This is a genomic window from Kitasatospora sp. NPDC001664 (assembly GCF_053596675.1).
In genome coordinates this window covers 69,102-86,891 of record NZ_JBSFGS010000023.1, presented here as the reverse complement: position 1 = coordinate 86,891, position 17,790 = coordinate 69,102, and the positions used below count along the sequence as shown (strand labels likewise).

Sequence of the window (17,790 nt, the reverse complement as noted above, 5' to 3'; positions counted from 1 at the left end):
AGGCGTTGTGCTTTCGGTACGAAATTCGCGGGCCCGGCGGCCGGGTCGCTGGCTAGGGTGCCGTGGTGACGGTCAAGAGAACTGGTCCGGGGGAACCGGACGTGCGGGGTGCCGGGCGGTACCTCTGGTGGCTGGCGGCCAGCCAGCCGGGGCGAGTCGCGCTCGGCGCGGTGCTCAGTGCGGTGTGGCTGGGCGCGCTGACGATGATGCCCTACATCCTCTCCCGGGCCGTGGACGACGGCCTCAAGGCCGACGACTACCCGGCACTGGCCGGGTGGGCGGTGGCCTTCCTGGTCATCGGCGCGGTGAACGCGGTGATCGGGGCGTACCGCCACCGCACCATGACCAAGGTCCGGATGGACGCCACCTTCCGCACCACCCGCGTGGTGGTCCGTCAGGCCGTCCGGCTCGGTGGCGAGCTGCCCCGGCAGACCGCCACCGGCGAGGTGGTGACCATCGGCGTCTCCGACGTGCAGCGGATGAGCCAGACCCTCACCTTCAGCGGACCGGGCTTCGGCGCCGTGGTGGCCTACCTGCTGGTCGCGGGCCAGCTGCTGCGGATCTCGCCGGTGCTCGCCGCGCTGGTGCTGCTCGGCGTCCCCGCGCTGGCCGGGCTGATCGGTCCGATGCTCGCCCGGGTCCAGCGGGCCGAGGCCGGGTACCGGGAGCAGCAGGGCGAGGTGGCGGCCCGGTTCGAGGACCTGAGCGACGGCCTGCGGGTGCTCAACGGGCTCGGCGGCAAGGAGGAGTTCGCCGCCCGGTACGCCCGGGAGTCGCGCAAGCTGATGGCCGACGGCTTCAAGGTCGGCAGGGTGGCCAGCTGGATCGAGGCGCTCGGCAGCGGACTGCCGCTGCTCTTCCTCGGCGCGGTGACCTGGGTCGCCGCCCGGATGGCGGCCCAGGGCTCCATCACGATCGGCGAGCTGGTCGCCGTCTACGGCTACACGGCGGCCCTCACCGTGCCGGTCTACTTCCTGATCGAGGGCGGCCGCGACCTCACCCGCGGTCTGGTCGCGGCCGAGCGGACGGTCGGCTTCCTCCGGCTGGAGCCCCGCCCGGCCGGCCCGGCCGCCGCGGCCACCCCGGCCCCCGCCGGCCCCGCCCCGCTCCGGGACGGGCTCTCCGGCGTCGAACTCGTCCCCGGCGGGCTCACGGTGCTCGCCGCCCGGCGGCCCGCCGAGGCGCTGGAGGTGGCGGACCGGCTGGCGCTGTTCGCCGACCCCGGTGCGGAGGGCGGCCGTTGGGACGGCCGCCCGCTGGAGGAGTACGCGCTGCGCGAGGTGCGCGGCCGGATCGTGCTGGCGGAGAACGAGGCGGCGCTGTTCGCCGGGCCGCTGCGCGAGGTGCTCGGCGGGCGGCGGGAGCGGGCCGACCAGGAGCTGCTCGCCGCCCTGGAGGCGGCCTCGGCGCTGGACGTCCTGCGCGGGCTGCCCGGCGGCCTGGCCGCCCCGATCCGGACGGAGGGCCGTAACCTCTCCGGCGGCCAGCGTCAACGGCTGCGCCTGGCACGGGCGTTGCTCGCCGATCCGGAGGTGCTGATCGCGGTCGAGCCCAGCTCCGCCGTGGACACCCACACCGAGGCGGCGATGGCGGCCGGCCTGCGGGCCTTCCGGGCCGGGCGGACCACGCTGGTGGTCTCCACCTCGCCGCTGCTGCTCGACCTCGCCGACACCGTGCTGTACCTGGCCGACGGCCGGGTCGCCGCCGCCGGCACCCACCGCGAACTGCTGCGCCGGGCCCCGGAGTACCGGGCCCTGGTCTCCCGCGACGAGGAGGAGCCGCCCGCGGGCACCCGCGTCCCGCTGCCGACGGCCCGTACGTCCTCGCCCACCACCACCGAGGAGGCCGCCCGATGAGCACCGAACGAGCCCTTCCCGTGGCCACGCCCCGGGAGACCCGCCGGGCCGCCGCCGCGCTGCTGCGCCAGGACGGCCGGGCGCTCGGCGGCGTGACCGCGCTGAACGGCCTGGCCGCCCTGGCCGGCCTGGCCGGGCCCTGGCTGCTCGGCCTGATCGTCGACGCGGTGGTGAAGGGCCACGGCGCCGCCGCCGTGGACCGGCTGGCACTCGCCGTGGTGGTCTGCGGCGTGCTGCAGCTCCTGCTGACCCGTCAGGCGGTGCACCAGGGCTACCGGGTGGCCGAGCGGGCCGCCGCCCGGCTGCGCGAGCGCCTGGTCGAGCGGGTGCTGGCGCTGCCGCCGACCGTGGTGGAGCGGGTCGGCACCGGCGATCTGACGACCCGTGGCACCACCGACGTGGCCACCGTCGGCACCACCCTCAAGGACAGCGTCCCGGAGATGGCGGTGGGGGTCTTCCAGGGGCTGTTCATCCTGGTCGCGATCTTCCTGGTCGACCCGCTGCTCGGGGCGTGCAGCGTGCTCGCCCTCTCCGGCCTGTGGTTCGTCGCCCGCTGGTACCTGGCCCGGGCCCGGGACGCCTACCTGGCCGAGGGCGCCGCCAACTCGGAGGTCGCCGACGTGCTCGGCACCACCGCCGCCGGGGCCCGGACGGTCGAGGCGCTCGGCCTCCAGGAGCGCCGCACCGCCGCCATGGAGACCGCGATCGAGGTCTCCCGCACGGCCCGGCTGCGCACCCTGCTGCTGCGCAGCTTCCTCTTCCCGCTGGTCGACACCTCCTACGTGGCGCCGGTGACGGTGGTGCTGCTGGTCGGCGGCGCGCTGCACGCCAACGGTTCGGTGGAGCTCAGCGCGGTGGTGACCTGCACGCTCTACCTGCGGCGGCTGGTCGACCCGCTGGACACCGTGATGCTCCGGCTGGAGCAGCTGCAGAGCAGTGCCGCCTCCTTCGCCCGGGTGGAGGGCGTCGGCGCGGTGCCCGCCGAGGACGCGGGGACGGCCGGCACGGCCCGCCCGGCCGACCAGCGGATCGAGGTGAGCGCCGTCCGCTACGCCTACGAGGGCGGCCAGGACGTGCTGCACGGGGTCGACCTGACGGTCCGTCCGGGGGAGCGGCTGGCGGTGGTCGGCCCCTCCGGCTCGGGCAAGACCACGCTGAGCCGGCTGCTGGCCGGGATGGACCGGCCGAGCGGCGGCTCGGTGCTGGTCGGCGGCGTGCCGGTGGCCGACCTGGACCCGGAGCTGCTGCGCCGCGAGGTGGTGCTGGTCACCCAGGAGCACCACGTCTTCCTCGGCACGCTGCGGGACAACCTGCGGATCGCCGCGCCCGCCGCCGAGGACGGCGAGCTGGCCGAGGCGCTGGCGGCGGTCGGCTGGACGCACGGGCTGCCGGACGGCCTGGACACCGAGCTCGGCCCGACCGGTCACCGGCTCGACGGTGCCCAGGCCCAGCAGTTGGCGCTCGCCCGGGTGGTGCTGGCGGATCCGCACACCGTGATCCTGGACGAGGCCACCGCCCTGCTCGACCCGACGGCGGCCCGGGCCACCGAGCGGGCGCTGGCCGCGGTGCTCAAGGGCCGCACCGTGATCGCGGTGGCGCACCGGCTGCACACCGCGCACGACGCCGACCGGGTGGCCGTGATGGCGGACGGGCGGCTGACCGAGCTGGGCAGCCACGAGGAGCTGGTCGCCCGCGACGGGGCGTACGCGGCGCTCTGGCGCTCCTGGCAGCAGAAGTGAGACGACGTCAGGGGGCCGGGGCCCGAAGGTGCCCCGGCCCCCTGACGTTCCGCGCCGCGCTCAGTGCATCCGGCGCACCCGGAGGAAGCAGAGGCCGAGCAGCAGTGCGGTGACGGCCAGGCAGATCCCGGTCTGGGTCCAGAGCATCGGCCACTCGTGGGCCGGCGGGTGGAACAGCACGAAGGCCCGGTCGACGGTGGCCACGTGGGGCTCGCAGCCGGAGTCCTGGCAGAGCAGGCTGCCGTCCGGCAGGGCGTAGGGCGGCCAGTTGCCCTGGCCGGCGATGGTGATCCCGTCCGAGGTGCGGTAGCCGGTCGCCAGGATCTCGGAGTTCAGCGGGGACTCGGCGGGGAAGCCGTACCCGGTGACCAGGTCCCGGATGTCGGCGTTCTGCGGCATCAGCGCGAGCCGCACCGGAGCCTCCACCTCGACGGCGGGGGTGAACACGTCGCGCAGGTCGTCCACGGCCAGCCGCAGGCCGGCGGTGAGCACGGCGGTGACCGCCATCGCCGCCACCACCCGGCGCACCAGCAGGCCGGCCGTGACGCCGACCGCCAGCCCGACCAGGCAGAAGGCGATCGTGGACGGGCCCTCGGTGGAGCGGGCCATCCAGCCGAACCAGTGGTAGTACCCGGGCACCCCGAAGCGGCCCTCGACCACCGTCCTCCACCAGCTGGCGACACCCGCCAGCACGGCCGATCCGACCAGTGTCAGGGCGAACGGGGCGGCCAGCCGCCCGGCCAGCCAGCGGGAGCGGGAGACCGACTGGGTCCAGGCCAGTCGGTGGGTGCCGGACTCGAACTCGCGGGCCAGCAGCGGCGCCCCGGCGAACAGCCCGAGGGCGAACGGGAGCAGGAACAGCACCCAGCCGGTGCCGGAGACGGCCGGCGGCCACCACTCCGGGATGGCGCGCCGCAGGTCGGAGACGTCCGAGCACTCCGGTGGGTAGTAGACGTCGTTGCAGTTCCGGAGCCCGTTGGAGTCGATCCAGGCGCTGATCCGCCAGCCGAACAGGAGTACCCAGGTGCTGAAGGCGAGCAGGATGCCGCCGGCGGCCAGCAGGGTGGTCCGCTCCTGACGCAGGCTCAGCCAGGCGGTGCCGCGCAGCGAGGGACGGGGGAGGACGGCGGTGCTCAACGGACCGTCACCTCCTCGCGGACGGTCGGCGCGGCGGTGCCGGGGGCGCGCAGGTGGGCCAGCAGGAGTTCCTCCAGGGTGGGCTCGCCCAGGTCCCAGTCCGGGTCGACCGGGCCGGTGGGGCGGATCATCGCGGTGGCCTGACGGCCCGTCCGGCGGAGTTCGACGAGGTGGTGGGGGGCGAGGGCGGGCGGAGTGCCCTCGCCCTCGTGGGCGCCGACCACCTTGCGGTGGGCGGCGAGCAGCTCGTCCACCTCCCCGGCCAGCCGGACGCTGCCGTCGCGCAGCAGCAGCACGTGGTCGCAGACGCCGTCCAGTTCGGCCAGCACGTGCGAGGAGATCAGCACGGTGGTGCCGTGCTCGACGGCCTGGGCCAGCAGCAGGCCGGTCAGCTCGTGCCGGGCCACCGGGTCGACGTCGGCCAGGGGTTCGTCCAGCAGCAGCAGGTCGGGCCGCTTGCCGAGGGCCAGGGCCAGGGCGACCCGGGTGCGCTGGCCGCCGGAGAGCGAGCCGACCCGGGTGTTGGGTGCCAAGTCGCCCTGCTCCAGGACCAGTTCGGCGGCCTTCTGGTCCCAGGAGGGGTTGAGCTCGCGCCCCATCCGGAGGGTGTCGGCGACGGACAGCCGCGGGTAGAGCGGTCTGTCCTGGGCCAGCAGGGCGAACCGGCGGCGGCCCTCCGCCGTGCCCGGTGCGTGGCCGAAGACCTCGACGGTGCCGGTGGTGGGGGCGAGCAGTCCGGCGGCCAGCGCCATCAGGGTGGACTTGCCGGCGCCGTTCGGGCCGACCAGGGCGCTGATCCGGCCGGCCGGGAGGGTCAGCTCGCAGTCCCGAAGGGCCCAGCCGCGGCGGTATCTCAGCCCGAGTCCGCTTGTCCTCAACGCCGGTATTTCCTGCGGGAGTTGGACTTCGCTGGGGTGGTTCACCCGGGCTCCTCGGCCGTGCTGGCGCGTGCGCTGGTGGTCGGTGGGGGCGGTGGTCGGTGGGGATCTGTTCGGTCAGCTGCCGGTCGGCGCGGCGGGGCCGGGGTCGGGGCCGGCGAAGCCGGTGTCCAGTGCGGTGGTGACGACGGCCTCGACGTCCTCCCGGTCCAGCCCGGCCTCCCGGGCCCGGCGCACCCAGTCGGCCAGCTCCTCGTGCAGTGCGGAGGCGGCGACCGTCTCGGGCTTGGCCAGCGAGCGCCGGACGAAGGTGCCGACCCCTCGCCGGCTGTCGACCAGACCCTCCCGCTCCAGCTCGCGGTAGGCCTTGAGCACGGTGTTGGGGTTGATCGCCGTCGCCTCCACCACCTCGCGGGCGGTGGGGAGTTGGTCACCGGGGCGGAGCACGCCCAGTCTCAGGGCGCGCTTGGTCTGCTCCACGATCTGGAGATACGGGGAGAGACCGCTGTGCCGGTCGATGAGGTACTCGACCACGTGCTGACCTTCATTCCACTAGTTATCTAGGGAAATCCTGCCCAGTCGTGGGGGCAGGCGTCAAGTGCCGCTCTTGACAGGCCTGGACGCGCCGTGATCACCATTCCACTAGTTAACTAGTGGAATGGTGATCAGATGAACCTCACCCTGCTGGAGCGCCGGTCCGGCCGGACCGCGCCCCCGAAGCCCGAGGGGCGGCGCCGTACGGTGCCCGGCCCGAACGCGGTGGCGCTCGCCGTCACCTGCCTGTTCGCCGTGGTGTACGCGCTGCTCTCGATCACCCGGCACCGCCGGATGCTCAGCTCGGCCTTCGACCTGGGGATCTTCGAGCAGGCGGTGAGCGCCTACGCTCAGGGCCGGGCGCCGCTGGTCGAGCTCAAGGGCCCCGGCTACAACCTGCTGGGCGACCACTTCCACCCGGTGCTGGCCGCGCTGGCGCCCGCCTACCGGCTGGCCCCCGGCCCGATCACCCTGCTGCTGGCCCAGGCGGTGCTGATGGCGCTGGCCTGCCTGCCGCTCACCCGCTGGGCGTGCCGGGCGGCCGGCCGCCGGGCCGGCCTGCTGATCGGTCTGGCCTTCGGGAGTTCGTGGGGCATGGTCTCGGCGGTGGCCTTCGACTTCCACGAAATCGCCTTCGCGGTACCGCTGTTGGCCTTCACGGTCGAGGCGCTGGCGGCCCGGCGGTGGCGAGCGGCGGTGCTCTGGGCGCTGCCGCTGGTGCTGGTCAAGGAGGACCTCGGGCTGACCGTCGGCGCGGTCGGGGGCTACCTGCTGTGGCGCGGGGACCGCCGCGCCGTGCGCCGGGGCGGTCTGGCCCTGTTGGTGCTCGGCCCGGCGGCCACCGTGCTGGAGACGCTGGTGCTGCTGCCGATGGCCAACACGAACGGCGTCTTCGACTACTGGAACCAGGTGCCCGGAGCCGAGGGCTCGACCGGCCTCTCGCCGTTCCTGCTGTTCTGGCCGCCAGTGAAGTGGCTGCTGCTCTTCATGCTGGCCGCCCCGGTCGCCTTCGTCGCGGTGCGCTCGCCGCTGGTGCTGCTGGCCGCGCCCACCCTGGGCTGGCGGCTGCTGGGGGCCAACGAGCACTACTGGGAACCCTCGTACCACTACAGCGCGGTGCTGATGCCGGTGCTGTTCGGCGCCTTGGTCCACCGCCTCGGGCAGGCCGGCGGGTGGCGGCGGGGCCGGGCGCGGCGGTTGGTGCTGGGCTGGGTGGCCGCGTTCGCCGTGGTCGGGGCGGTGGTCTACCCGCTGCGCGATCTGGTCCTGCCCGGCGGCTGGACGCCGAACGCGCACGTCCGGACCGCGCACCGGCTGCTGGCCCAGGTGCCGGACGGCGCGACGGTGGCGGCCAGCAACCGGTTGAGCCCGCTGCTGGTCTCCCGGGCCACCGTCAGTCTGGCCTGCCAGGGCGGCCCGGAGGCGGCCGACCCGCCCCGGTGGGTCGTGATCGACCGCACCGACCCGACGGTGCAGAGCCCCTGCCCCGAGGCCCGCACCCTGGAGCGGCTGGCGGCGTACCGGGCCGCCGGCTACCTGACGGTGGCCGAGGAGGACGGCGTCATCGTGCTGTGGAGGCCGTGAGTTCGCCCTCGGCGGCGGTGAGTTGAACGCTCATCAGGCGCTGCGGCCGGCGCACCAGCAGGTAGCCGACCCCGGCCAGGGTGACCAGGCCGACGCCGAGCAGGGCGGCCCAGACCTGGTACCAGGGGGCGCCGGCCGGGGCCAGCACCGTGCGGGGCCAGCAGATGTTGACCACCTCGAAGCCGGTCCACAGCACCGCCAGCAGGTTGACCGGGGTGCCCCAGCGGCCGAGCGAGAAGGCCCCGGCCGGGCGCCAGGTGCCGCGCAGGCGGGCGGTGAGGGCGGTCAGGCAGAGCAGGAAGAACGGCAGGAAGGTGGCTGCGGTGCCGAAGGTGATCAGGCTGCCGATCGCGGTGGACTCCAGGCCGAGCGGCAGCGCGGCGGCGCTCACCAGGGTGGCCGCGACCAGGCCGCCGATCGGGGCCTGGTGGCGGTTCACCGTGCGGATCCGCCGGGAGAACGGGAAGACCCCGTCCCGGGCCAGCGAGTACAGGCCGCGGGCGGCTCCGCCCTGGGAGGCCATCAGGCAGGCGGCGAAGCTGACCAGCACCACCAGCACGAAGGGCTTGGCGGCCCAGCCGCCGAAGCCGGTCACCACGGCGGTGGTGACCGGGTCGAGGTCCTCGCCCCGTACCACCCGGGCCGGGTCGGGGTGGGCGAGCGCCACCGAGACGGCGTTCAGGATCACCACGGCGCCCACGCTCAGCAGGGCCCAGCGCATCGCGCGCGGAACCTGGCGGGCCGCGTCCTTGGTCTCCTCGGCGGTGGAGACGCAGGCGTCGAAGCCGATGAAGGCCCAGCCGCCGACCGCCACCACGGCCAGCAGGCCGGCGAGGCCGCCGGTGCCGGTGGTCACCGAGGCGCCGAGGTCGTCGGTCAGCAGGGCGAAGCCGTGCTCGCGGAAGAACAGCAGCAGGGCCAGCCCGACCAGCACCGAGGCCACCGTCTCGGCCGCGATCCCGGCGCTGACGAACCAGCGCAGCAGGTTGATCCCGTAGGCGTTGACCAGCAGGCAGGCCACGGTGAACGCGGCCGCGGTGAGCACGAGTTGGGGAGGGGTGGGCACCGCGTCGAAGAGCGCGAAGAACCAGGGCGCGGCCAGGTAGGCCACGGTGGTGTTGGCGAACATCACCGCGAACTGCCAGAGCCAGCCGCTCAGCCAGGCGAAGCCGGGCGAGGCCAGCCGGCGGGCCCACTGGTAGGCCCCGCCGGCCAGCGGCCACTGCGAGGCCAGCTCGGAGTAGACGCCCACCACCAGCAGCTGCCCGATCAGGCAGACCGGCAGGGCCCAGACCCAGGCCCCGCCGCGCAGGCTCATGCCCACCTGGGCCACCGCGTACAGGCCCACCACCGGGGAGACCACGGCGAAGCCCATCGCCACGTTGCCCAGCATGCCCAGGCTGCGGCGCAGCTCCTGGCGGTAGCCGAGCGCGGCCAGCCTCTCGCTGTCCGTGCCGGGGATGTCATCGGTCATCGGGAACCGCCTCGCCCTCGTAAAACTAACTTTGTTAGTCCGTGACCGTAGCCGCCCGCCGCGAGGGAGGGAAGGGGTGAGACCAGGCTGTAACGTGGCCGGTCGGACGAGGTGGAAGGGCGGGGCGGGCGTGGGCCGACCGAACAGGGCGCTGCTGAGCCGGGAGGCCATCGCGGCCGCCGCGCTGGCGGTGGTGGACGAGGGCGGGGCGGACGGCCTCACCATGCGGGCGCTGGCCGAGCGGCTCGGCGTCAAGGCGGCCTCGCTCTACAACCACGTCGCGGGGAAGGACGAACTGGTCGACGGACTGGCCGAGTTGGTCAACGCCGAGATCGACCTCGGGCCGCTCGCCGGGCCGGACTGGAAGGCCGGGGTGGCCGAGTACGCCCGCGGCTACCGGGCGGCCTTCCTGCGCCACCCGCACACCATCGCCCTGCTGGCCCGGCGCAGGGTCGGCGCCGAGCGCCAACTCCTCGGCTACGAGAGCCTGCTGTCCTGCCTGGGCCGGGCCGGCTTCGAGCCCGCCGACGCCGCCGAGGCGGCCGCCGCACTGGACTACCTGGTGCTCGGCTCCGCACTGGAGACCTTCACGGCCGGCTTCGCCCGCCCGGTGGAGGACTACCGGCCCGGCTACCCGTCACTGGCCGAGGCGCTCACCGCCTCGGCGGCCCGGGGGAGCGGACTGGACGACCGGGGCTTCGAGCTCGCGCTGCGGCTGCTGCTGGACGGCCTGGCCGCCCGGCTCTGAGGCGCCGCTCAGGGCCCCGGGCCCGGGTGCGGCCGAGGGCGTGGGCCCCGGACATGACGGTGGGCGGGCCCGGTCTCGTCCCCGGGCCCGCCCATGCTCCCGCCCACCGGTCACGACCGGTGCGCCCTCCGGCCCCGCGGGCGGGGCCGGAAGCCTGGTGTCAGGCCTGCGCGGCGGCCTGCTCGGCCGCGATCTTGGCGCGGACCTCGTCCATGTCCAGCTCGCGGGCCTTGCCGATCAGCTCCTCGAAGGCCTGCTCGGGCAGGGCGCCGGCCTGGGAGAAGATCATCACGCCTTCGCGGATGATCGCCAGGGTCGGGATCGACCGGATCTCGAACGCGGCCGCGAGCTCCTGCTGCGCCTCGGTGTCCACCTTGGCGAAGACCAGGTCGGAGTGGCGCTCGGCGGCCTTCTCGAAGACCGGCGCGAAGCGCAGGCAGGGGCCGCACCAGCCCGCCCAGAAGTCGATGAAGACGAAGGCCTTCCCGTCCGGGCCCTGTACCACCTCGTCGAAGTTCTCGGTGGTCAGTTCGACGGTGCTCATGTTCTGCTCCTGCCTCTCTCGTGGTCGCGTCCCGCACCGCCCTCAACAGGCCCTCGCCCCGGGCTATTCCGCCGCTCGGTCTACCTGGTCGGCACGTAGTCGAAGCGCGGGGTCAGCACGCCGAACAGCGAGTCCGGCTCCGGTCCGCTGCCGAAGTACGTCGCGGCCAGCCCGGCGGCGTCCTTGGAGAAGTGGAACGGCACCTGCTCCAGCTTGAAGCCGGTCAGGGTCGGGCGGCCGCCCGCGATGACCTCGGCCGGGGTGGTGTAGGCGACCATCACCTCCTCCAGCACCGACTTGCCGTCCGCCAGCACCCCGGCCGAGTAGCCCGGCTGCGGCATCACCCGGATCCAGGTCGGGAGCAGTGCGACCACGTGGCCGCTGCTCTCCTGGGTGAGGGTGATCCCGCCCGGGTAGAAGATCCGGCCCTTCTCGTCCAGGTGGTCCCCGGCGGTGGAGCCGATCGGCATGTCGAAGCCGAAGCCGTCCGGGTCGAGCACGAAGGGCGCGATGGCGCCCAGCTTGACCCCGGCGCCGGTCAGCCACGTCTTGGCGGCCTCGCTCACTCGGAGGTGGGCGCTGCCCCAGGGCGAGATGTACGGGCCGACGGCCCGCAGCTGCGGGGGTTGGCTCCCGGCGTCCTGGTGCACGGGCACCGACGCGCGCGCGGCGGCCGGGACGAGCGGAAGGGCCAGGGCCAGGGCGGCGGTGGCGAGTTTTCGGAAGAGGTTCACTGTCCGGGATCCGATCGGGTGTCAGGGCAGGTAGCGGAAGGTGCCGGAGAGGGTGCCGAAGGCGTCGCCGGCCTCGAAGGAGGTGCCGAGCGCCTCGTTCAGCGTCCCGGCGCCGACCTCGGTGAGGGTCAGCGGCACCCGGGCGGTACGGATCCCGCCCGGGGCCAGGCCCCAGCCCGGGCCGAAGGCGTCCCGCAGGGTGTAGGAACAGAACAGCTGCTCGGTCTCGGACTTGACGCCGTTCACCTCCAGGTAGGAGGAGAGGCCCCGGGTCGGCGCGAACCGCAGGTAGAACTCGTCCATGGTCCAACTGCCCCCGGACCGAGGGGAGCTGAGGTTCACTCCGCCCGGGTAGTAGACCCGGCCGAACTCCTCCAGGTCGATGTAGTCGCCGGAGGTCCAGCCGATGTCGCTCTTGATGCCGCTGTCCCCGGGCAGCGCGTGCACGGGGGCGATCGGGGTGATCGCCACCTCCTGCTCGGCCAGGGCGGCCTTGAACCCCGGTGCCCACTCGACCTGGGCCTCGCCCCAGGGCGAGACGTACGGGCCGGACGGCATCCCGGCGGCCCGGGCGGCTCCGGGAGCGACCGTCCAGCACATCAGAACGGCGAAGAGCACGGAGAGGAGTTGACGTACTTTCATATCGGATCCCCAGTCATGGGACGGCCCAACTCGCTTGCGGCGGCGGGCGGATGGCACCGCACGGCGGAACGGACCCGCACGGCGGATCGGCTCCGGACGCTACCCCGGCCCGGCCGGTCCGTCCGCATGCGGATGACTCTCCCGGGTGCGGTCCGGTCCGGAAATTGATCCGGCCGGGGGAATCGCGTGACTCTTTCGGGGGGCGACGGCTGCGTGAAGATCCACGGGGCGCCTAGGTTGGCCGTGGCCGCCGGACGGGACCCGTCCACGGTCGCCCTTCACGCGCCCAACGGCGGCTGAAGCCAGGCTGGTTGGGCTCGCCCCCGTTTCCCGTACCCGGACCCCTGGGAGCCACTGTGCCCGGACCTGACGGTCCCCGCCCCGGTCGGCGGACCTTCCTCGGCGCCGCCGCCGCCACGTTGACCGCGGCCGCACTCGGCGGTCCGCTGCTCGGCCGCAGCCTGGCGGGCGGGCACGTCGACGCGCCCGCCGTGACGGCCGACCCGCAGGCCAACGTCACCGACGTGTTCGCCTTCACCAGCCCGGACGACCACTCGACGGTCACCATCGCCGTCGACGTCCAGCCGGCCCAGCTGCCCGGGTCGTCCCTGCTCAACCACCCCTTCGCCACCCGGGCCCGGTACGAGGTGCACGTGGACCGGACCGGCGACGGCCGCCCGGACCTGACCTACCGGTGGACCTTCCGGAACGAGGACCGCCGGCTCCTCGGCAGCGGGCCGATCGCGCTCTCCCCGGTGCGCTCGCTCACCGACTCCTCGCTGCTCTTCCGCCAGCGCTACACGCTGGAACGGATCCGCCCCGGCCGCCCCGCCGAGGTGCTGCTCTCCGACGCGATCGCGGCGCCCACCCACACCGGCCTGGCGCTGATGCCCGACTACCGGGCACTGCGTACCGAGGCCACCCGCGCACTGCCGGGCGGCGGCCGGACGCTGGCCGGCCAGATCGCCGAGCCGTTCATCGCGGACACCCGGGTCTTCGGACTGTTCGTGCTGGGCACGGTGGGGCCGGTCCCCGGCGCCCTGCCCGCCGCCGGGCCGCTCTCCGCGCTCAACGTCGGCTCGCTGATCCTCCAGCTGCCCAAGCGCGAACTCGCCCTGAACGGCGACCCGGTGCGCAATCCGGTGATCGGCGTCTGGGCCACCGTCTCCCGGGAGGGGGCCGACCTCTCCCGCGACCTGCGCACCCAGGCGGCGAGCTACCGGCAGATCGGCCGGCTCGGCATGCCGCACGTCTGCTTCGCGCTCTGGGGCAGTGCCGCCTTCAACGCCGCTCCCGGCGGGCCGGAGGACCGCTTCAACACCCGTCCGGCCGAACTCGACCACCAGGACGCCGAGTTCGTCGCCGCCACGCTCGACCCGGCACCGCCCCGGCGGATCGAGGCGGCCCAGGGCTTCGCCGCCCCGGCCACCCCGCGCGAGGACATCAGGGCGCTCTTCCTCAGCGGCATCGGCGCGGCCAACGGCTCCCGCTTCGGCTTCGACCTCAACACCCACGCCCTGAACGCCGACGCCGACCCGGCCGCGATCACCCACGCCGAGGAGCTCCGGCTCAACCTCACCACCCCGGCCAGCGCCGAACCGCACCCCTACGGCGTGCTCGCCGGCGACCGCCAGGGCTACCCCAACGGCCGCCGGTTCAACGACGTCATCGACGTCCCGCTGCTGCGGATGCTGGAGGGCGAGCCCTCCGAGCGCTCCGCCGCCCACCTGCTGCCGCCGCCGAGCTTCGACGTCCAGCCCGCACCGGCCTCGGACGTCTTCCCGTACGTCAACCTCCCGCACGCGGGCCCGTGACGGGCCGTCAGTGGCTGGGCGGCGGGCTGCTCGTCCTGGCCTGCGCGGCGGGGCTGGTGGCGTTCTCGCCCGAGCGCGCGGTCCGGCCGATCGGTGTGGTCGGCCCGGTGGCGGTGCCCGTACCGCCGCCGCCCGACCGCCTGGCCGCCGCCCGGGAGGACGCCAGGCGGCGCCCCGAGGACGCGGCGGCCTGGGCCGAGGTCGGGCTCGCGGCCGTGGAGCAGGCCCGGACCTCCCTGGACGCCGGCGGGCTCGACCTGGCCGAACGGGCCCTGGCCCGATCGCTGGAGCTGAAGCCGGAGGCCAACTACGCCGCCGTGGTCGGCTCCGGCGCACTCGCCAACGCCCGGCACGAGTTCGGTGCCGCCCGGGAGCACGGGCTGCGGGCCACCGCGATGGCACCCGAGCGGGCGGCCGCGTACGCGGTGCTGGCCGACGCGGAGCTCGAACTCGGCGACTACCCGGCCGCCACCGCCGCCACCCAGCGCCTGCTGGACCTGGCCCCGACCGCCGCCGCCCTGGTCCGGGCCGCCCAGGACCTGCAGGCGCACGGCCGCCGGGCCGAGGCGCAGCTCGCGCTGGAACGGGCCCTGGAGGCGGCCGGGCCGGCCGGGGAACGGGCCTTCTGCGCCCGTCGGCTGGGTGATCTCGCCTGGGAGGACGGCCGGTTGACGGAGGCGGACGGCCGCTACCGGGAGGCCCTGGCCGCCCGCACCGATGACGCGGCCGCCGCCTTCGGGCTGGCCAGGACCGCTGCCGCCCAGGGGCGGACGGAGGAGGCGGCGCGGCGGCTGGCCGAACTGACCGCGCGGACACCGCTCCCGCAGTTCCTGCTGGAGCAGGCCGAACTCGCCCTCGCCACCGGCCACCGGGCCGACGCCGAAGGCCCGTTGGCCGCCCTCGCGGCGGAGGCCCGGCTGGCGGTCGGTCCGGCGGACCTGCACCTGGCGCGCTACCTGGCCGACCACGGTGACGCCGGCGAGGCCGTGCGGCAGCTCACCGAGGAGTGGGAACGGCGCCGCAGCGCCCCCGTCGCGGCCGAGCTGGCCTGGGCGCTGCACCGGACCGGGGACGACCGCGGTGCCCTCCAACACGCCCGGTCCGCAGCCGAGTCGGGGGACGAGCCGGTGCTCGCGGCCTACCACCGGGGCGTGATCGAACTCGCCCTCGGCCTGCCGGAGGGCAAGGAGACCCTGCGCACCGCGCTGGAGCGCAACCCGCGGTTCTCCGCCTACCACGCGGACCTGGCCCGCCGCCTGCTCGCCGAGGGGGAGCGATGAACGGAGTCAACGGCCTTGCGGGGCACAGTACTCGGGATCGCCGTAGCCGGGCGGCCGGGCTGATCCTGACGGTACTGCTGCCGGGGGTGGTGCTCCCGGGAACGGCGGTGGCGCACCCGCTGGGCAACTTCAGCGTCAACCGCTACGACGGCCTGCGACTGCGGCCCGACCGGATCCAGGACAGCCTGGTGCTCGACACCGCCGAGATCCCCACCGCCCAGGACCGGACCGCCGCCGACCGGGACCACGACGGTGCGGTGGACGCGGCCGAGGCGGCCGACCGCGCCGGGCAGCGGTGCGCCGAACTCGCGGGCGCGGTCCGGGCGGACATCGGCGGGCGCGAGGCGTCCTGGCGGGTGGAGGCGAGCAGCCTGGCGTACGGGCCGGGCGCCGCCGGTCTGCCGACCGCGCGGCTGAGCTGCGAACTCTCGGCCGACGCCGACCTCACCCGCCCGGTCCGGGTGACCTTCCACTCCGGGGCGGACGGCGCCCGCCCGGGCTGGAAGGAGATCACGGCGGTCGGCGAGGGCGTCGAACTCCGCGAGGGCAGCGTGCCCCGGCGGAGCGCCACCGACGGCCTGCGCAGCTACCCGGCCGACTCCGTCGAGCAGCCGCTGTCGGTGGTTGCCGTCGAGCTCGCGGCCGACGGTGCGTCAGCCGCACTGCCGCCGCCGCCGGCGATCGGCGGGTCGGCGGGCGACGGTGCGTCAGGGGATCCGGCCGACGGTGCGTCAGCGGCGCCACCCGCGGACGGGTCGGCGCCCGCGCCCGACGGGGCTCCGGCCGGGCGGCGGTCCGTCCCGGGGGCCCACCGCTCCGCCGAACGGCGGGCCGTCCCGGCCGGGGCCGTCGGCCTGCCACCGCTGGACGGGGTGGAGCGGCACCTTGCCGCCCTCACCACCACCCGCGACCTGACCGTCCCCGTCGGTCTGGCGGCCACCGCCCTCGCCCTGCTGCTGGGCGCCGGGCACGCCGCCCTCCCCGGCCACGCCAAACTCGCGGTCGCCGCCTGTCTGGCCCGCACCTCGGGGCGGCCCCGGCGGGGCGGCCTGCGGTCCGCCCTGGCGGTGGGGGCGACGGTGACGGCCACCCACACGGCGGGGGTGCTGGTGGTCGGCCTGCTGCTGACCGCGTCGACCACCCTGGTGGGCGAGCGTCTGCTGAGCGGCCTCGGACTGGCCGGCGGTGCCCTGGTCACCCTCATCGGTGCCGCCCTGCTGGTCTCGGCCGTCCGCGCGCTGCCCGCCGTCCGCACCCTCAGCCGCGGCCGCTCCGCCCTCGTGGCGGAGAAGGCCGCGGACGCCGGCCGTGACAGCGGGGCGGAGGACGGCCACGGGCATGAGCACGGGCGCGCACCGGACCACCGCGACCACGACGGGCACGGACACGAGCACGGCCACGGCCACCGGATCGGGAGGCTCCGCTTCCCCTCGCTGATCGGTGTCGGCCTGGCGGGCGGGCTGGTGCCCAGCCCCTCCGCCCTGGTGATCCTGCTCGGAGCGGTGGCGCTCGGCCGCACCTCCTTCGGCGTGCTGCTGGTGCTCGGGTACGGCCTCGGCATGGCGGTCGCGCTGGCCGCCGCCGGACTGCTCCTCTCGGGCGGCTCGACCCGGGTCGCCTCGCTCACCGCCCGGTACGTCCCGGCACTCGGCCGGTACTCCCGTCTCGGCGGACTGCTCACCGCCCTGGTGGTGCTGGCCGTCGGCCTCGGCCTGGTGCTGCGCGGCGCCTCCGGTCTGTAGGAGCCCGACGCCGCGTCAGGCGGCCGGGTCCACGCTGCGCCGGACGGCCCGGGCGTAGCGGCGGGCGGCCAGCTGCTGGAGCAGCGGCACCAGCGGTCCGCCGAGACGGGTGTACCAGCGGCCGGGGCGGCTGAAGGCGGTGACGGTCATCCGGACCGCGCCGTCCGGACCGAGCTCGACCACGAAGGACTCCTCGCCGGCCTCCGGATGGCCCGTCAGGGTGCCGTAGGCGAAGCCGATCCGGTCGGGTCCGTCGACCGACCAGAGCACCTCGGCCGGTGCGGTCACCGCGAGCGGCCCGAGCCCGATCCGGCAGACCACCCGCACCCCGGCCTCGGCCGGCGGCGTCCCGGGGGCGACGCCGATCCCCGCGCCCCGGTGCATCCGCCAGCTGGTGACGGTTTCCCCGGCGGCCTCCAGCACGTCCCGGCCGTACCCGATCACCTCCCGGTGGCGCAGGTGGCGGTACCCGGCGGGCAGCCGGTCGGAGGCGGCGAGGGCGCCGACGTCGGGGTAGTTGAAGGCCGGCCGGCGGGTGGCGGCGGTCGCGGCCCGCCGCACCACCCGGCCGCAGCCCCGCACGTACAGGCCCTGGAGCAGTCCGAGCAGCGGTCCGCCGAGGCGGGTGTACCAGCGGTCGGGGCGGCTGAAGGCGGTCACGGTGAGCCGGACGGCCCCGTCCTCGCCCATCTCGACCACGAAGGACTCCTCCCCGCTGGCCGGATGGCCCGTCAGGGTGCCGTAGGCGAAGCCGATGCGGTCGGGTTCGCGGACCGACCAGACCACCTCGGCGGGGGCCGAGACGGTGAGCGGCCCGAACCCGAGGCCGAGCGAGGCCCGCACGCCCGGGTCGGTCCGCTCGGCCTCGGCGTGGACCTTGGTGCCCATCCCGCGGTGCATCCGCCAGCTGGTCACCGTCTCCCCGGCGGCCTCCAGCGTCTCCCGGCCGTACCCGATCAGGACGCGGTGGCGCAGGTGGCGGTAGCCGGCCGGGAGGCGGTCGGGCGTCCGGGTGGCGCCGACCTCGGGGTAGCTGAAGGCGGTGGTGCGGCGGTGGTGCGGCGGTGGTCCGTGCCGTACTGGT

At 75.3% G+C, this 17,790-nt stretch carries 14 protein-coding genes and 1 pseudogene; 7 read left to right on the top strand and 8 right to left on the bottom strand.

Annotated features, from left to right (window positions below):
* Nucleotides 1–65 precede the first annotated feature (65 nt).
* Both ACWCYY_RS28685 and ACWCYY_RS28680 read left to right on the top strand, forming a co-directional pair.
* A complete protein-coding gene (locus tag ACWCYY_RS28685; protein WP_449797677.1) occupies nucleotides 66–1,856 on the top strand; it encodes an ABC transporter transmembrane domain-containing protein in 1,791 nt (596 codons plus the stop codon).
* Entirely contained in the window at nucleotides 1,853–3,595 is a 1,743-nt protein-coding gene (locus ACWCYY_RS28680; RefSeq protein ID WP_345289011.1) for an ABC transporter ATP-binding protein, read from the top strand. Before ACWCYY_RS28685 ends, ACWCYY_RS28680 begins: the two co-directional genes overlap by 4 nt.
* A 60-nt stretch (nucleotides 3,596–3,655) precedes the next feature.
* On the opposite strand, the gene ACWCYY_RS28675 is transcribed toward ACWCYY_RS28680, so the two are convergent.
* The 3 genes from ACWCYY_RS28675 to ACWCYY_RS28665 form a co-directional block, all read right to left on the bottom strand.
* Entirely contained in the window at nucleotides 3,656–4,732 is a 1,077-nt protein-coding gene (locus tag ACWCYY_RS28675; RefSeq protein ID WP_345289010.1) for a hypothetical protein, read from the bottom strand.
* A complete protein-coding gene (locus ACWCYY_RS28670) occupies nucleotides 4,729–5,655 on the bottom strand; it encodes an ABC transporter ATP-binding protein (RefSeq protein ID WP_345289009.1) in 927 nt (308 codons plus the stop codon). Before ACWCYY_RS28670 ends, ACWCYY_RS28675 begins: the two co-directional genes overlap by 4 nt.
* 72 nt (nucleotides 5,656–5,727) lie before the next feature.
* On the bottom strand, nucleotides 5,728–6,144 hold the full coding sequence (locus ACWCYY_RS28665; RefSeq protein WP_345289008.1) for a GntR family transcriptional regulator: 417 nt from the start codon (nucleotides 6,142–6,144) through the stop codon (nucleotides 5,728–5,730).
* 135 nt (nucleotides 6,145–6,279) lie between these two features.
* Between ACWCYY_RS28665 and ACWCYY_RS28660 the strand changes: the two genes are divergently transcribed.
* A complete protein-coding gene (locus ACWCYY_RS28660; protein ID WP_449797676.1) occupies nucleotides 6,280–7,728 on the top strand; it encodes a DUF2079 domain-containing protein in 1,449 nt (482 codons plus the stop codon).
* On the opposite strand, the gene ACWCYY_RS28655 is transcribed toward ACWCYY_RS28660, so the two are convergent.
* Nucleotides 7,706–9,202, bottom strand: a complete 1,497-nt coding sequence (locus ACWCYY_RS28655) for an APC family permease (RefSeq protein WP_449797675.1) — start codon at nucleotides 9,200–9,202, stop codon at nucleotides 7,706–7,708. The genes ACWCYY_RS28660 and ACWCYY_RS28655 overlap by 23 nt on opposite strands.
* Nucleotides 9,203–9,332: 130 nt before the next feature.
* Here ACWCYY_RS28655 and ACWCYY_RS28650 point away from each other — a divergent pair, with 130 nt between their 5' ends.
* Complete coding sequence (locus ACWCYY_RS28650; protein ID WP_345289005.1) at nucleotides 9,333–9,950, top strand: TetR/AcrR family transcriptional regulator C-terminal domain-containing protein; 618 nt, start codon at nucleotides 9,333–9,335, stop codon at nucleotides 9,948–9,950.
* A 160-nt stretch (nucleotides 9,951–10,110) separates the two neighbouring features.
* Here the strand turns inward: ACWCYY_RS28650 and ACWCYY_RS28645 are convergent.
* From ACWCYY_RS28645 to ACWCYY_RS28635, 3 genes and pseudogenes are all read right to left on the bottom strand, one after another.
* Nucleotides 10,111–10,503: pseudogene (locus ACWCYY_RS28645) on the bottom strand (thioredoxin family protein); the annotation flags it as partial.
* Between the two features lie 71 nt (nucleotides 10,504–10,574).
* Complete coding sequence (locus tag ACWCYY_RS28640) at nucleotides 10,575–11,228, bottom strand: hypothetical protein (RefSeq protein ID WP_449797674.1); 654 nt, start codon at nucleotides 11,226–11,228, stop codon at nucleotides 10,575–10,577.
* A gap of 21 nt (nucleotides 11,229–11,249) precedes the next feature.
* Nucleotides 11,250–11,870, bottom strand: coding sequence for a hypothetical protein (locus ACWCYY_RS28635; protein ID WP_449797673.1), 621 nt, complete (start codon nucleotides 11,868–11,870; stop codon nucleotides 11,250–11,252).
* 356 nt (nucleotides 11,871–12,226) lie between these two features.
* On the opposite strand from ACWCYY_RS28635, the gene ACWCYY_RS28630 reads away from it, so the two are divergent.
* The 3 genes from ACWCYY_RS28630 (at nucleotide 12,227) to ACWCYY_RS28620 (ending at nucleotide 16,706) form a co-directional block, all read left to right on the top strand.
* Nucleotides 12,227–13,684 carry a DUF4331 domain-containing protein gene (locus ACWCYY_RS28630; protein WP_449797672.1) on the top strand — a complete coding sequence of 486 codons (1,458 nt, stop codon included), beginning with the start codon at nucleotides 12,227–12,229 and terminating at the stop codon, nucleotides 13,682–13,684.
* Entirely contained in the window at nucleotides 13,681–14,964 is a 1,284-nt protein-coding gene (locus ACWCYY_RS28625) for a tetratricopeptide repeat protein (RefSeq protein ID WP_380150090.1), read from the top strand. The genes ACWCYY_RS28630 and ACWCYY_RS28625 overlap by 4 nt, the downstream gene beginning before the upstream one ends.
* Nucleotides 14,965–15,071: 107 nt before the next feature.
* Nucleotides 15,072–16,706 carry a nickel transporter gene (locus ACWCYY_RS28620; protein ID WP_449797671.1) on the top strand — a complete coding sequence of 545 codons (1,635 nt, stop codon included), beginning with the start codon at nucleotides 15,072–15,074 and terminating at the stop codon, nucleotides 16,704–16,706.
* A gap of 15 nt (nucleotides 16,707–16,721) precedes the next feature.
* Here ACWCYY_RS28620 and ACWCYY_RS28615 read toward each other — a convergent pair whose 3' ends face one another.
* The gene (locus ACWCYY_RS28615; RefSeq protein ID WP_449797721.1) at nucleotides 16,722–17,681 is read right to left on the bottom strand and encodes a DUF1990 family protein; all 960 of its coding nucleotides are present in this window, start codon (nucleotides 17,679–17,681) and stop codon (nucleotides 16,722–16,724) included.
* Nucleotides 17,682–17,790: the final 109 nt, after the last annotated feature.

Bases quoted from the DNA above. Each gene is read 5' to 3' on its own strand.
- ACWCYY_RS28680 (WP_345289011.1), top strand. From the start codon at position 1,853: ATGAGCACCGAACGAGCCCTTCCCGTGGCCACGCCCCGGGAGACCCGC.
- ACWCYY_RS28660 (WP_449797676.1), top strand. From the start codon at position 6,280: ATGAACCTCACCCTGCTGGAGCGCCGGTCCGGCCGGACCGCGCCCCCG.
- ACWCYY_RS28655 (WP_449797675.1), bottom strand. From the start codon at position 9,202: ATGACCGATGACATCCCCGGCACGGACAGCGAGAGGCTGGCCGCGCTC.
- ACWCYY_RS28635 (WP_449797673.1), bottom strand. From the start codon at position 11,870: ATGAAAGTACGTCAACTCCTCTCCGTGCTCTTCGCCGTTCTGATGTGC.